This window comes from Halobiforma nitratireducens JCM 10879, assembly GCF_000337895.1.
GTDB classification, from domain to species: Archaea; Halobacteriota; Halobacteria; order Halobacteriales; family Natrialbaceae; genus Natronobacterium; species Natronobacterium nitratireducens.
In genome coordinates this window covers 1-13,367 of sequence record NZ_AOMA01000172.1, presented here as the reverse complement: position 1 = coordinate 13,367, position 13,367 = coordinate 1, and the positions used below count along the sequence as shown (strand labels likewise).

15 protein-coding genes are annotated in these 13,367 nt (G+C 65.5%); 5 read left to right on the top strand and 10 right to left on the bottom strand.

Annotated features, from left to right (window positions below; genetic code table 11):
* Positions 1–292 precede the first annotated feature (292 nt).
* Together C446_RS16235 and C446_RS16230 are read left to right on the top strand one after the other, a co-directional pair.
* Positions 293–1,489 (top strand): hypothetical protein, encoded by a 1,197-nt coding sequence (locus C446_RS16235; RefSeq protein WP_006674214.1) that lies wholly within the window; start codon positions 293–295, stop codon positions 1,487–1,489.
* 142 nt (positions 1,490–1,631) lie between these two features.
* Complete coding sequence (locus tag C446_RS16230; protein ID WP_006674213.1) at positions 1,632–1,838, top strand: hypothetical protein; 207 nt, start codon at positions 1,632–1,634, stop codon at positions 1,836–1,838.
* Positions 1,839–1,900: 62 nt separating this feature from the next.
* Here the strand turns inward: C446_RS16230 and C446_RS16225 are convergent, their stop codons facing one another.
* The 5 genes from C446_RS16225 to C446_RS16205 form a co-directional block, all read right to left on the bottom strand.
* The gene (locus C446_RS16225; protein ID WP_006674212.1) at positions 1,901–2,629 is read right to left on the bottom strand and encodes a nucleoside phosphorylase; all 729 of its coding nucleotides are present in this window, start codon (positions 2,627–2,629) and stop codon (positions 1,901–1,903) included.
* Between the two features lie 193 nt (positions 2,630–2,822).
* The gene (locus C446_RS16220) at positions 2,823–3,134 is read right to left on the bottom strand and encodes a HalOD1 output domain-containing protein (protein WP_006674211.1); all 312 of its coding nucleotides are present in this window, start codon (positions 3,132–3,134) and stop codon (positions 2,823–2,825) included.
* Positions 3,135–3,317: 183 nt separating this feature from the next.
* The gene (locus tag C446_RS16215; RefSeq protein WP_006674210.1) at positions 3,318–4,211 is read right to left on the bottom strand and encodes a carbohydrate kinase family protein; all 894 of its coding nucleotides are present in this window, start codon (positions 4,209–4,211) and stop codon (positions 3,318–3,320) included.
* A 37-nt stretch (positions 4,212–4,248) separates the two neighbouring features.
* Positions 4,249–5,070 (bottom strand): DUF63 family protein, encoded by an 822-nt coding sequence (locus tag C446_RS16210; RefSeq protein ID WP_006674209.1) that lies wholly within the window; start codon positions 5,068–5,070, stop codon positions 4,249–4,251.
* Positions 5,071–5,179: 109 nt separating this feature from the next.
* Complete coding sequence (locus C446_RS16205) at positions 5,180–6,259, bottom strand: ribose 1,5-bisphosphate isomerase (RefSeq protein ID WP_006674208.1); 1,080 nt, start codon at positions 6,257–6,259, stop codon at positions 5,180–5,182.
* Positions 6,260–6,330: 71 nt separating this feature from the next.
* On the opposite strand from C446_RS16205, the gene deoC reads away from it, so the two are divergent.
* Entirely contained in the window at positions 6,331–6,975 is a 645-nt protein-coding gene (deoC, locus tag C446_RS16200; protein WP_006674207.1) for a deoxyribose-phosphate aldolase, read from the top strand.
* A 53-nt stretch (positions 6,976–7,028) separates the two neighbouring features.
* Here the strand turns inward: deoC and C446_RS16195 are convergent, their stop codons facing one another.
* A complete protein-coding gene (locus tag C446_RS16195; RefSeq protein WP_006674206.1) occupies positions 7,029–8,210 on the bottom strand; it encodes an NAD-binding protein in 1,182 nt (393 codons plus the stop codon).
* A 175-nt stretch (positions 8,211–8,385) separates the two neighbouring features.
* Between C446_RS16195 and C446_RS16190 the strand changes: the two genes are divergently transcribed.
* A complete protein-coding gene (locus C446_RS16190) occupies positions 8,386–8,670 on the top strand; it encodes a ubiquitin-like small modifier protein 1 (RefSeq protein WP_006674205.1) in 285 nt (94 codons plus the stop codon).
* Positions 8,671–8,835: 165 nt separating this feature from the next.
* On the opposite strand, the gene C446_RS16185 is transcribed toward C446_RS16190, so the two are convergent.
* The 3 genes from C446_RS16185 to C446_RS16175 all read right to left on the bottom strand — a co-directional run bounded on the left by C446_RS16185 (position 8,836) and on the right by C446_RS16175 (position 11,449).
* Complete coding sequence (locus tag C446_RS16185; protein WP_006674204.1) at positions 8,836–9,828, bottom strand: GNAT family N-acetyltransferase; 993 nt, start codon at positions 9,826–9,828, stop codon at positions 8,836–8,838.
* 90 nt (positions 9,829–9,918) lie between these two features.
* Positions 9,919–11,172, bottom strand: a complete 1,254-nt coding sequence (gatD, locus tag C446_RS16180; protein WP_006674203.1) for a Glu-tRNA(Gln) amidotransferase subunit GatD — start codon at positions 11,170–11,172, stop codon at positions 9,919–9,921.
* A 79-nt stretch (positions 11,173–11,251) separates the two neighbouring features.
* Positions 11,252–11,449 (bottom strand): hypothetical protein, encoded by a 198-nt coding sequence (locus C446_RS16175; RefSeq protein ID WP_006674202.1) that lies wholly within the window; start codon positions 11,447–11,449, stop codon positions 11,252–11,254.
* A gap of 186 nt (positions 11,450–11,635) precedes the next feature.
* Here C446_RS16175 and C446_RS16170 point away from each other — a divergent pair, with 186 nt between their 5' ends.
* Positions 11,636–12,364 (top strand): YybS family protein, encoded by a 729-nt coding sequence (locus C446_RS16170; RefSeq protein WP_006674201.1) that lies wholly within the window; start codon positions 11,636–11,638, stop codon positions 12,362–12,364.
* A 108-nt stretch (positions 12,365–12,472) separates the two neighbouring features.
* On the opposite strand, the gene C446_RS16165 is transcribed toward C446_RS16170, so the two are convergent.
* A complete protein-coding gene (locus C446_RS16165; protein ID WP_006674200.1) occupies positions 12,473–13,144 on the bottom strand; it encodes an ArsR/SmtB family transcription factor in 672 nt (223 codons plus the stop codon).
* Positions 13,145–13,367 lie beyond the last annotated feature (223 nt).

The window sequence follows — 13,367 nt, the reverse complement described above, 5'->3', positions numbered from 1 at the left end:
GTCCCTGATCTCTCGGCGCTGAAAGACTACATCTCACGAGGAGTGAACACGATCAACGAACCAAACATTTGGCCGTCTCTTACCGGTAAAGATTCGACCTAAACACTATGAGACAGCAGTGCAGTCCACGACGCGCATTCGGCGGCGACGGTGCGTTCTCACAGGAGCGTCACCCGAGCCACCCGCTGGCACGAACGTCGCCGTTCATGGTTTCGATACGGTCTCGCTGGTCTGATCCTTCGGAATACGCAACTCGAACGCATATACGGCTCCCGGTCGTACTACGGGCGACGTGTCGAACGAAGACCGAACGGACGCGAGCGACGCGTCGGCCGACACCGGCGGCTCGAGCGACGACGGGTCTCGGTCCCAGTCAGGAATCGATCGTCGAACGCTTCTCCGTACCGGCCTCAACACGGGCGTCGCCGCGACGCTCGTCTGGGGGGCTGGCACCGCAAACTACGTCTCGAGCGACGACCTCGGCTCGATTACCTACGCTCTCGCGCGGCCAAGCCCCGATGCCGATCCGACAGCCCTCGAACCCCGGACCAAAGACGTGCCGATCGCCTGGCACGAGAGTCTCAGGCTGGCTTTCGACGCACAGGAGGCCATCCACGACCTCGGGCTCTCGCCGCTTATCTCTTCGTTCGTCGTTCCCGGCAGTCACGACCGGCCGGAGGCGTCGCTCTCGGTCAACGCAACCGACGAGGACGTTCTCGAGCGGATCGATGGCGTTGTCTCGAGCGTCCCGATCGATCTGACCGTCGTCGACGACGTTCCGCCGCTACCCGAGCAGGAAACCGACGTGGACACCGCTTACGAGGTGGCGGCCCTCGAGCCCGACGCCGTCCCCGGCGGGGTCGTCTGTCACAGTGACGGGTCAGCCGGCACGCTGACGTCAGCGCTGTTCGACGCCGAGGACGGCTCACGCTACTTCGCGACGTCGAATCACGTGTACGGCGACGACGGGACGCTTGAGGACGAGCACCGGGGGGAGCCACTCGACGTCCGGTACGACGACCAGCGAGAGCAGATCGGCGAGGTGGTTCGCGGGTATCCGGCGGCGGATCTCGTCAGGGTCGAGCCCGTCGACGGGTTTCGCCCGACGACGGAAATCGAACGAGCCGAACCCTCCCAGGTGATCGGTCAGTTCACCCGCGACGGACTGGCCGATCTGATGGCCAGGGACGCGACGCTCGAGAAACTCGGTGCCTTCTCGGATCACACCGTCGGCGAGATCGAGGGGGTCAACGCCGTCACCTGTTACGCCGGGGAGGTCTGCAAACCCGGACAACTGGTCTGGGGCGACGAGGACGCGTTGACCGACGGCGATAGCGGCTCGCTCAACTTCCATGAGGACCCCGAAAACCCCGAGGAGTACGTGCTCGTCGGTGGGATCAACAACGCCCGGACGTGGTGGCCCGGCGGCGACTTCACCTGGGGGACGGCGGCGCATCACTTGCTCGAGGAGTACGGGATGCACTTCTGACGGCTCGGGGCCGTCCAGCGTTCGTTCGCTCGGGCCTCGAACCGGATTCTGCCGACGCGGGTAGAACCGGATTCTGTCGACGCGGGTAGAACCGGATTCTGCCGACGCGGGTATTTACCCACGTTGGCATCGTCTATTCGCTATGTCCGCGAAGGCGTCTCGACTCCCCGACCGCGAACGAACCACCACTTTGCTCGTCGACGTGGCGGTCATCGTCGCCTGGATCGTCGCGGCCACGGTCGCGTTTTGGCTGTTCGAGTGGCCGGTGACGTCCTACTACATCGTCGTTTTCGGCGGCGTGATCGGGTATTCGCTGGTGGCCGATCCGGGCGACTGGACCGGGCGGTAGGCGTCTTCAGTCGATCCGAAACTCGAGAGCCGAAACTCGAGAACCGCAGGCACTCCCTGACCTTACAGTTCTGTCGTCGCCTCGAGCGCGATGTCGATCGCGCGGCCGACGTTGTTCTTGGCCTTCTCGGGCAGTTCGTCCTCTTCGGTGTCGGTTCCCTTCTGGGTTCCCTCGACGAGGTTGCCGTCGACAGTACAGATCGCGCCGGCGTGTAGCCCCTTGCGGCGGGTCAGCGAGAAGACGGCGGCGGCTTCCATCTCGACCGACAACAGGTTGGCGGCCTCCCAGTCCTCGACGTGTTCGTCGGTCTCGGCGTAGTAGGCGTCGTCGGAGGCGATCGGGCCGACGTGGACTTCCTCGTCGTTGGCCTCCGCCGAGTCGACGAGCGCGGAGAGAACGTCGTAGTCCGGTACTGCGGGGTAAGAGACGTCCTCGTACCGCTTCGAGGTCCCCTCGTTCTTGGCGGCTCCCGTCGCGACGATCATGTCGCCGATCTCGATACCCGACTGGAGCGCACCGGTCGTCCCGACGCGGATGAACGTCTCGACGCCGACGTTTGCCAGTTCCTCCACGGCGATCGCCGCGGACGGACAGCCGATCCCGGTCGAGCAGATCGTCAGCTCTCGTCCCTCGTAGGTGGCGTTGACGACCTTGTACTCGCGGTTCCGGGCGATCGTCTCGCTCTCGTCGCAGTGCTCTGCGATCCGATCGACGCGGCCCGGATCGCCGGGGATCAGCGCAATATCGTTCAGGTCTCCCTCCTCGACTAACAGGTGCGGCTGCGTTGCCATACCGTCGTTTTCCCCCGGTGGCGAGAAAAAAGGTTCGAGACCGGCGATCCAGGGGGCAAGACGCGTGGTTCCTGTCCGGCAAGACGTCCCACGGTGGTGGTTGGACGATCGATACCGTCGCTGTCTGCCCGCCGACCCCGTCATCACTGCGCTCGGTCTCGTCTCGATACCGTGCGCTCGAGGGTCGACGCCGTCACTCGTACACGGGCGGGGCTACTTCGACCCGGTCGGGTCGGACCCTGACCGTCGTCCCGTCGACATCGAACTGGACGAGCGATGCGGTCCGATCGCGACGGGCGTCGCCCGCCGTCGCGAGGAGTGCGTCGAGGGCCTCGGGATCGACGTAGTCGTACAGCCGCGTGCTGGTTTCGATCACGTTCTCGTCGTGGAACTGAGCCAACGCGGTCGCTGCAGCGACGCTCGGCGGTTCCCCTTCGGATCGCTCGTAGCGAACACACCGACCGTACTGTCGGCCGTTTGACTCCCGTATCCTTCCTTCCGTCATGTCTCTCCGTCACGTCGCCGTGACTTCTAGGTGAGAGCCCAACGCCGTCGGGTATATAGTTATCGTCAGACGACATGTCGTGAGAACGTGACCGTCGTCGATTCCGACCGGTCGATGCCAAAAAATCGGCAGCTCCGACCGAAGGGACGAGCAGCCGGAACCCGTAGACGAGAATCCTGGCGGTCAGTACCGTTCCTCGAGGAACTCGGCCACTCGCTTCGCGGTCGGTGCGCTCCGGGCCCCTTCACGACTCGCCGTGATCGCACCACAGGCGTTGGCGTGCTCGAGAGCCCGTTCCACGTCGCCGTCCTCGAGTACCACCGCGAGGAAACCGGCGGCGAAGGCGTCGCCCGCGCCGGCCGTGTCGACGGGTTCGACGTCGAATCCGGGATGTTCGTAGGTCGCCTCGGGGGTGTGGACCTTCGCCCCGTCGCCGCCGTGTTTGACGACGATGATCCGGTCGTCGAACCCCGAACCGACGTACTCGTACTCGTCTTCGAGCAGTGCCGCGACCTCGCGGTCGTTCGCGAAGACGACGTCGGCGGCCGCAAGCGCATCGCCGTACTCACGTCTCCGCTCCGCGAGTCGGCGGCCGGGGTCGAAACTGACCGTCGCACCGCCCTCTCGGGCCTCGTTTGCGATCGCCGCAGCGGTGTCGGCCCGCTGGCTCGTCAGGTGGACGTGCTCGGCGGCCCGAACCCGCTCGCGATCGAGATCCGCGGGCGTGACGGCCTCGTTGACGCCGTCGTTGCCCAGAATCGCCACCTCGCCGCCGTCGTCGACGAGCAGGTACTTCACCGCCGTCTCGGCGTTTTCGACGACCCGTACCCCTTCCAGCGAGACTCCGACATCCTCGAGGTTCCGCCTCGCGAGGACGCCGTTCTCGTCGTCGCCGACGCTGCCGATGAGACCGGCCTCGATCTCGAGGCCGGCGAGCGCGGCGGCGACGTTGGCCGCGCTGCCGCCGCCGGACTGGCGCTGTGAGCGGATCGCGGCCTCGCCGTCGGGTTCCGGAAAGTCGTCGATCCGAAGGGTCACGTCCCAGTTGACGTGTCCCGCCGTAAGGACCCTGACCATAGTAGACGGTTGCAAATCGGTGTCCGCGGGGAAAAGTCTAGCCGACCAGGAACAGCAAGACGTTGTGGACGCCGGGGCCGAGGCCGACGGCGGCGACGAGCGCGAGGATCGTTCGGGCCTGCCGCGGTGCCTCCTCGACGTACTCCTTGAACAGGCCAAGGATGACCGCCGCGAGCGCGAGCTTGACCAGCACGAACAGCCAGCCGCCACCGACGTACTCGGCGGTCGGCAGGGAGTGGCCGGCCTCGAGGATCAGCCGTGAAACGGGTACCTCCTCCGTGGCACCGAGGACGTCGTAGCCGATCGCCGTCGAGACGCCATCGAGCGTGTGGCCGAAGACGACGACGACGCCGGTCATCCCCGTGGTCGCGGCGACGTCGGTGACCCAGAGCCCGAGCCCGAGCCAGACGACGGCCGTGACGATCCCCGAGACGACGACCGCGATCACTGGCCAGAACGGGTCGAAGGTGCCGATACCCCAACTGAGCTGGATCGCGAAGATCGTGAAGACGACGAAAAACCCCGTCCCCGTCGTCCCGACGAACCGTTCGGCCGTCGGCTGGAGCCCACCAGCGTGGAGGAAGATGCCGACGATCCAGGCGGCCCCCGCCACGATCGCGGTCACGAGGTAAACCCCCGGCGACGAAAACAGGACCGCGATGCTCTCCGGGTACGCCTCGAGCCGGTGGAGCACGTGCAAGGTCGAACCAAACATCATCCAGGGGACGAACGCGACGACCGTCCGGTCTTTCACCGGCGGCTCGAGCGCCCACAGCAACGCCAGCACCCCACCGAGCACCACCAGGATCGGGCCGAGCAGGTACCACGGCGGCAGTACGAACCCCTCTGGTAACACCATATTCGTACTGGTACGTACCAGTCACAAACACTTTCCGGTCGGTACCGCCGAAAACCGTCCGAACGGGCGGTGAGTAGTGGAGTATTTGACATGCGCCGGGCGCTGCCCGTTATGCCTCCCAGGGCTCACCCGTCGTCTCGCCGAACAGCTCCCGCATCAGCGTGACGATGCTTTCGGGCGGGAACTGGCCGCGTTCGGTGACGATCGCGTCGACGTGTCGCGGTGGCGTGACATCGAACGCCGGATTCTCGACGGTGAGTCCGTCGTCGCTCGCATCGGGTGAGTCGTCGGCTCCGGCCTCGGCGAGGATTGCTGTGCGGTCACCCGACGACAGCACCTCCGTCTCGTCGCGCATCTCGATCTCGACCGTATGCCCCGTCATCGTATCCGGGTGGAGTTTGATCGTCTGGGCCGCGACCATCACCGGGACGCCCCGTTCGCGGGCGTTGACCGCCAGCCCGCTGGTCCCGATCTTGTTGACGACGCTGCCGTCCGCCGCGATGCTGTCCGCGCCGACAAGCACGTGGTCGGCGTCGTCGAGGTACCGCCGCGCCGCGTTGTCGACGACGAGGGTTACGGGCACGTCCCACTCCCGGAGTTGCCGAGCCGTGATGTGGCCCTGCTTTCGCGGCCGGGTTTCCTTGACGATCGCTTCGATCTCTTTGCCGTCTTCGAGGGCGGCCTCGATGCACGAGAGGGCGTCGGTCGAGTGACAGTGGGTCATCACCACGTCGCCGTCCCGGAGCCGGTTTGCGCCGATCTCCCCCAGTTTCGTCTGGGCCTGCTCGAGGTCGGCCCGGAACTCGTCGGCGCGGGTGATCGTCGTCGTCCGCAGTTCGGTGACCGTTTCACCCTCCATTCCGCGGAGGACGTACCGCAGGGCGTTCGGCAAGCTGACCGCGGTCGGACGCGTCTCGTAGAGGGTCTTCGCGGCGGCGCGAAGCTGGCGTCGGAACTCGCTTGCCGAGTCGGCCTCCGACTGGTCGGCCTGGATCGCGAGCGCGTCCGCGGCCGCGTCGGCGATCGTCGCCGCGCCGCGGGTCCGCATCGCCGCGATGTCGTCGGCGGTTTCGACGACCGCCGGGGAGATGTCTCTATCGACATCCACGTCCACGTCCGCGTCCGCGTCGACGTCCGCGTTCCCGTCGGCACTGACGGCAGCGTCCGCATCGGACTGGTCTCGAGTCATGGCGAGCGCTTGGCCCCCGTGGACCAAAAGGGATCGGGCGGCTTTTTGACGGTTCGCCGAATCGATCCGCTATGGACCGCACCGAACTCGCACCCCTGATCGATCATACGGTACTCGGCCCCGAAACGACGATCGACGACGTCCGGTCGCTGCTCGACGAGGCCAACGAACACGGTATGAACGCCTGTATCCCGCCATACGCGGTTGCTGAAGCCGCCGACTACGCGCCCGAGGTCACTCTCGCCACCGTCGTCGGTTTCCCCCACGGACAGCACGGACCCGAGATCAAACGTCGAGAGGGCGTCGACGCCTGGAAAGCGGGAGCCGACGAACTCGACGTGGTGATAAACGTCGGTCGACTCAAAGCCGGCGACGACGACACCGTCGAAGCCGAGATCGCCGAACTCGTCGCGGCGGTCCCGATCCCGGTCAAGGTCATCGTCGAGACCGCGTTGCTCACCGACGAGGAGAAACACCGCGCCTGCGAGGCGGCCGAGTCGGCCGACGCCACGATGGTCAAGACCTCGACCGGCTTTGCGGATGGGGGCGCGACCGTCGCGGACGTCGAACTGATGAGCGACTACCTCCCCGTCAAGGCAAGCGGCGGCGTCGGTAGCTACGAGGATGCGATGGCGATGCTCGACGCCGGCGCGGAGCGCATCGGGGCCTCCAGTGGCGTCACGATCCTCGAGGGGGCACCCGAGTCGACGCAGTGATCGGTGGCCGATTCCTCTCGTCGGACCTCTCGGCGACTATCGACCCCGAGTAGTCACTCCTCGTCGAGAATCCGGTCGATCAGGTCCGAGTCGTCGCCGCCCAGCGCCGACCGTACCAGCAGGTGCCCGCCGAGCACCGAGGGACTGATTACCGTGTCGGCACCGGCTCGCTCGAGTTTCTTCGTGTTCTCACGGTCGGTCGCAGCGGCGACGATTCGGGTCTCCGGCGCGAGTTGTCGGGCCGTGAGAATCGCCAGCGCGTCCTGTGCGTCAGCTTCCGTCGCGACGACAATCCCCGTCGCACGGTCGATCTTCGCCCGTTCGAGGGGGCCTTCGTCGCTGGGATCGCCCGCGACGACAGCGACATCGTTCGCCGCGAGTTCGTCCGCCACTGCGGCGTCGTCGGTCACGACGACGAACGAACGGTCACCCGCCGCGAGTTCGTCGACGATCGGTTCAGTCAGTTTGCCATAGCCGAGCACGAGGAGGTGGTCCTCGAGCAGTTCGAGTTCCGAGTCAGTCATTATTCCGAGTGTCTTGGTGATTCTCGCCTGAATCGCGGGGCCGACGAGTGCCCCGATCGCGATACCGAAACTCGCCACGCCCAGTACCAGCACCGACATCGTAAACAGCATCCCTTCCGTCGAGTCCAGGTTCGGTGTCATGTCACCGTAGCCGACCGTACTCGAGGTGATCAGCGTGAAGTAGAACGCATCGAGAACGGTGTCGATGGCGTCGAAGTGGTCTCGGAGGGCGTAGCCACCAATAGTGCCGTACAGCTGGACGCCGACCAACGCGGAGCCGGCGGCGATCTGGGTCGTCGACAGCGACAGCGAGGCGGTAAACCGGTTGCGAGTCGCGAGTAAGACGGGGATCGTAACCAGCGACAGGACGACCAGCGGCAGCGAGTAGTGGCTGGCCTGGAGCAGGCCCTGCGCCGCCGTCAGCGGGAGGAGAAGCAGTGTCGCCCACCACCCAGCACGCAGTCCACGCCGCAACGCGAGCGCGCTGCCGACCATCAGAAAGCCGGTCAACGCGCCGGTAAAGCCCGCGGCGTTCTGGACAGCGTCGGGGAGATACGGCGCGAGCGGCCCGGAGACGGTATTGGTCCCGATGTTGACGATAGCCGTCGCCACCGAGAGCAGTGCGACGGCGAGTGCGAGTGCAACGGTGAGCCGCGACGTGAGCAACCGCGGCCGGTTTGACGTCACCTCGCGAAGCGACCAGTCGACCATACGAAATTGGTTGCGTCGCCAGCCAATAAACGTCCTCTTTATCATCGACGGTCGAACCACCGTAGGGCGATACGTTTCACCTCGGGCGGCCTATCACCATCCGACCGCACTCCGTGACTCCGCGGCCGTCTTCGGGAGCGGTAGCTACTTGCCCCCGGCACGGATACCGCCACGTATGGCTACTGAGTGGAAACTGTTCGCCGACCTCGCCGAACGCGCAGGGGACAAACGCGTCGCCGTCGAAGCCAGTGCCGGTGATACCGTCGGCGATGCGCTCGAGGAGCTGCTCGCGGACCGCTCGGAGTTAGAGGAGCGCGTCCTCGACGACGAGGGCGGGTTACGTTCACAGATCAACGTCCTCCGCAACGGCGCAAACGTCACCGTCGAGGAGGAGGGCCTCGAGACTGAGCTCGAGGGGGACGACGAGCTGGCGCTGTTCCCCCCGGTCAGCGGCGGGTAATCAGCTCGCTATCGGTTTGGTGCCGTTCTTTCGGACGATAACTGGCGGTCACGACGAGTTACGTCCGTCGCGTTCGCGGCGTCTTCTCTTTCTCTTTCTCTCTCTCTCGGTGCTGCTGTCGTCCGCGTTCAACCCGTCGAAGCCGCGGTTGAGCCGCCAAAGACGTTACCGAGCAGTCAGGTCGACGCCAAGGACGAAGTCCGCTTCCTCGGCGAGGTCTGCACCAGCGTAGGCGGCGTCGGTGACGAACCGGGTCGTCTCGGGGATCAGTACCCGCGTTTCGTCAGCGCCGACGTCAGCGGCGTCGCGGGCGATAGCGGCGAGCAGCGTCCGAGCCGCGTCGGCGTCCTCCCAGCCGGCGACGCCGTACTCTGCCCACGTCGTCTCGACGCCGTCGTCGTCTTCCCGGTCGTACGTCCGGTTTCGGTAGGCCGTCCCCGCGAGGCCGTTCTCCCGCTCGACGGCGAAAACCGCCGTCTCGTCGGCGAATCGCTCGAAATCGGCTCGCGTTAGCTCTCGCAGGGCCCACGTCTCTTCGGGAGCCATTCCGACGCCGTTGAGTCGATCGCGGGCGTCGCTGTGAGTCCAGTAGCGCCACGCGGCGTGGGGATCGCTCGTGACTCGTGCCGGCCCTGCACTGGATGTCACGTCGGCCTCCGCATCGGGAGCGGGCTCGGCGAACCGGAACTCGGTAACCGGCTCGAACCCGCTCGAGCGCGCCGCCGCGAACGAGGTCGTGTTCCAGGAGTGGATCAGGACGCGGCCGACGGTCGCGCCGCGCTCGCGGGCCCACTCGAAGCAGGCCTCGTTGAGCCGGTAACTGATCCCCTTCCCGCGGTAGTCCGCTGCAACGCGGATTCCCTGGAACCAGGCCTCGTCGGGCGAGATCAGGACGGCCTGAACGATTCCGACCGGCGTCTCGTCGACCGTCGCGAGGAAGGTCTTTTTCTCGTCGCGCTCGTCCTCGTCCTCGAGCCAGTCGTGGTAGATTTCGGGGATGTAGTCGCCGCCGCGGTCGTCCCAGATGTCTTCGGTGAACGCACGGACGCCCTCGTAGTCGTCGTGGGTCGCTCGTCGGATGTCGATGGCGTCGTCGCCGTCACTGTCGTCGGTGTGCTCGTTTTCGGCCGTCTGCTGTATCGAATGCTTCGGACTCATCGATATCGTATCGGTCTCGGTTTCGGGTACGGTCTCGCTGTCGATGTGAGTGTCGATCGCTCCGTCGCTGATCGGCTCCGCTCGTCGCCGTTACTCCCAGGGAACGGATCGCTCCTGTAACTCGCCCGCGAGCGACGTACGCATCGTTTCCTCGACGTCGTCGGCGTTCTCGAGGGCCCACATGAGTTTGACCTTCGCGGTCCCGGGGAGGGTGTCGCCGGCCTCGATCACGCCCGCCTCGAGCAGGTCTCGGCCCGTATCGTAGACCCGATCACAGACGCGGCCCTCGAGACACTGGCTGGTCATGACGACCGTCGTCCCGTCGTCGACGAGGTCCTCGATTCGGGGGACGAGATCGGTATGGACGTGGCCGAGCCCGGTCCCCTCGATGACGAGGCCGTCGGCCCCTTCGACGACGTCGAGGAAGGCTGGGTCCATGCCGGGCGTGAACTTACAGAGTTCGACATCGGCGGCGAGGTCGTCGGCGAGTGTGAGGTCCTGCTCGTCACGTTTCTCGTACTCACGGTGAAACTCGACATGCTCGTCTTCGTCTTCGTCTTCGTAATCGACTTCGCCCAATGGCTCCGCGCCGACGGTATCGAAAGCATCTCGCCGGGACGTGTGGTTCTTCCGGACCCGGGTACCTCGGTGAAGGGCACAGCGGTCGTCGCTCTCGGAGGCGTGCATACAGACCAGCACCTCTGCACAGTCGCTTTTCGCCGCTTCGACGGCACAGACCGCGTTCATTACGTTGTCCGAGGACGGACGGTCCGCGGAGCGCTGGGAGCCGGTGAAGACGATCGGTACCGGCGTCTCGAGCATGAACGCAAGCGCCGAGGCGGAGTACTGCATCGTGTCGGTGCCGTGCATGACGACGACGCCGTCCGCACCGGCCTCGATCTCCTCGTGGACCGCCTCGGCCAGCTCCTGCCAGATCGGCGGCTCCATGTTCTCCGAGAGGATGTTCGCGACGACGCGCCCGCGATAGTTCGCGCGGCCCGCGAGATCGGGGACCGCCCGCAGTACGTCTTCGGCGTCGAACTGTGCGGTCACCGCACCGGTTCGGTAGTCGACCGTCGAGGCGATCGTCCCACCGGTCGAGATCAGCGAGATCGTCGGTAACTCCTCGTCGAACTCGATTGCGGAGTCGCCGCCGTCGCTTTCGCCGTCGATCTCGTAGACGTCCTCTTCGAGTACCGTTGCTGCTGCCGCGTCGCGATCGACGCCGACGTTGTACCCGCCCTCGAGTTTGACCACGAGGTGGTCGTCCGTACTCGAGGGGAGCAAAACGCCTTCGAACGTGCGATCGTCCCGATCGACGCGAACGCGATCGCCTGGTTGCATAGGACAGCGTTGCGCGCCATCGGACTTGAAGGCACGCTTTCCGTGCTGGTCCGTTCCGCTCGCCGGTCGTAGTGCCGGACTACGTCGCGAACCCGACCGCGACGAGCCCGAGTCCGGTCGCCAGAAGGAGTCCGGCGATCAGCGCCGTCAGCAAACGAATCGATCCGAGAGCGTCGTCCGGCAGATCGAGCCGGGGGTAGACGTGTCGTGCGCCGACGAGGAGCGCGATTCCGACGGCGACCACTGCGGTCCCCAGCACGATCAGTTCAGTACCCACTACCGGGGGTTTCAGCCCGCCAGGCATAAATTTCCGGTGGCGTCCTCAATCCGCGAGGATACCGTTCCGCACGGGGACAGCGGTACGAAGGCCGACCCGAGACAGGGGTGTCAGGATAGCTCTCGTCCGTGAGGCGAACGCGACGGTGGGGAAAGGTCCATGGTCCCGGCGAGCCTCCGTTGGACCATGAGCGATCGCTCGGACGAACTGACCGAGAGCCGGGATCGCGAGTCGGACCGAGAGCGTGATCCCGGGTCGACCGACGACCTCCTCGAGGAGACAGAGCGGTTGCTCGAGGAGACCGGGCCGGGTACGGACGACACTCCCGGTTCGGCGTCGTCTCCGGTATCCGATCCTGGTTCCGAGCCGGGTCCCGATCTCGATTCCGATTTCGATTCGATCGCGGAATCGGGAACACACGTCGGGCCGGACGTAGATCCGAACACCGAGACCGGTTCGCGACCGACGTCGTCGGAACCGTCCGAGCCGGACTCCTCGCTTCGCTCCCGGCTCTCGCCGCGTCGTTTCCTGCCGACCCTCTCGCTTCCCGGGTCGGTCTCGGTTCCTCGGGAAGACCTCTTTTCACCGAAGGCGTTTCTCGTGTTCGTGCTGTTGATCGGTGCCGGACTTCTCGCCGGCGGCACGATCCTCCCCGTCGCCGGTCGCATCGTCGGCATGTTCGCCGTCGCCTTCCTCGTCGGCCTGCTGACCTCGAAACGGCGCTACTTCGAGATGGCCACAGCGGGCGTCCTCTCGAGCGGAGCGGTGACGCTGGTGGCGGACCCACTGCTCGCGGTCGCGGGGAACATGCAACTCCTCCTCGCGGTCGGTGCGACGACCGGGCTGGCGGCGACGGTCATCGGCTACTACTTCGGTCGGGACCTGCGAGCGGGTCTGGCGAGAGACGTCGACTGATACGGATCGCTGTCCTGCTTTCTCGGTGCAACCGCCGTCCGCGTTCGCTCGCCCAGAACTGGAACGGTCCTGTCGATACCACCCAGAGGAGGCGACCGTCCGATCGGCTCAGGTCCGTTTGGACCCGCCTCGGGTGAGTTCCCAGCCGCGTTCGGTCCGCCGAACGACGCCTTCGTCGGCCATCACCTCGAGGAGCTCCGCGACGACCTCTCGTGGGGCCTCGAGGTCCTCGCTCAACTCGCCGACCGATTTCGGGTCCGAGCGAACGCTCGCCAGCAGATCCGCGTAGATTCGGCTCTCGGGGCCGGCGTCGACGCTCTCGGAGATCCGGTCGAGGACGTCACAGAGCCGTCCCTGGACCCACCGCTGGGCCAGCGAAAGCTCGTTTTCGAGCTGCTCCAGGCCCTCGAGCACCTCGAGTAAGTCGTCTAACTCGTCGGTCTCGTCGAGGGGGACGTCGAGCGAGAGGTGCCGACAGGTCGTAATGTCGAAGCTGCTGTTTGCGGGATACGCGCTCTTGCTCGCGAAGCCGTACGGCGAGACGCTGACCTCGAGGCGGACGTTTCGAGCGATGTGAAAGTACTTCCGTCGCTGGTCGTCCATCCGGCTCTCGATCAGCCCGGCCTCCTCGAGCTTTCGCAGGTGCTCGATGACCGCCTTGGGACTCACGCCGAGATACTCGGAAATCTCGGTAACGTAGCAGGGCTTGCGTGCGAGCAGTCGGAGAATCCGTCGCCGGTTCTCGTTTCCCAACAAGTCCAGCAACGCGGCGGAGTCCATCGACAGCGGGTATGGTATCGGCGCTGAAAAGGGTGTCTGCTCGTCCCGGGTGCACGTTTATTTCCATCTGCTCGGGATTCCTCCGCGTTTACGCGGAGGAGGATGTCAAGGATCGCGTTGCAACTGTGATTCGAATGCTCTGTTGAACGCAAGAAGGCGACAGTATTGAATTTATGATATTCGTCTTAATGCCGCTATATGGCCTGAGAGTCCTGTTTTGAAA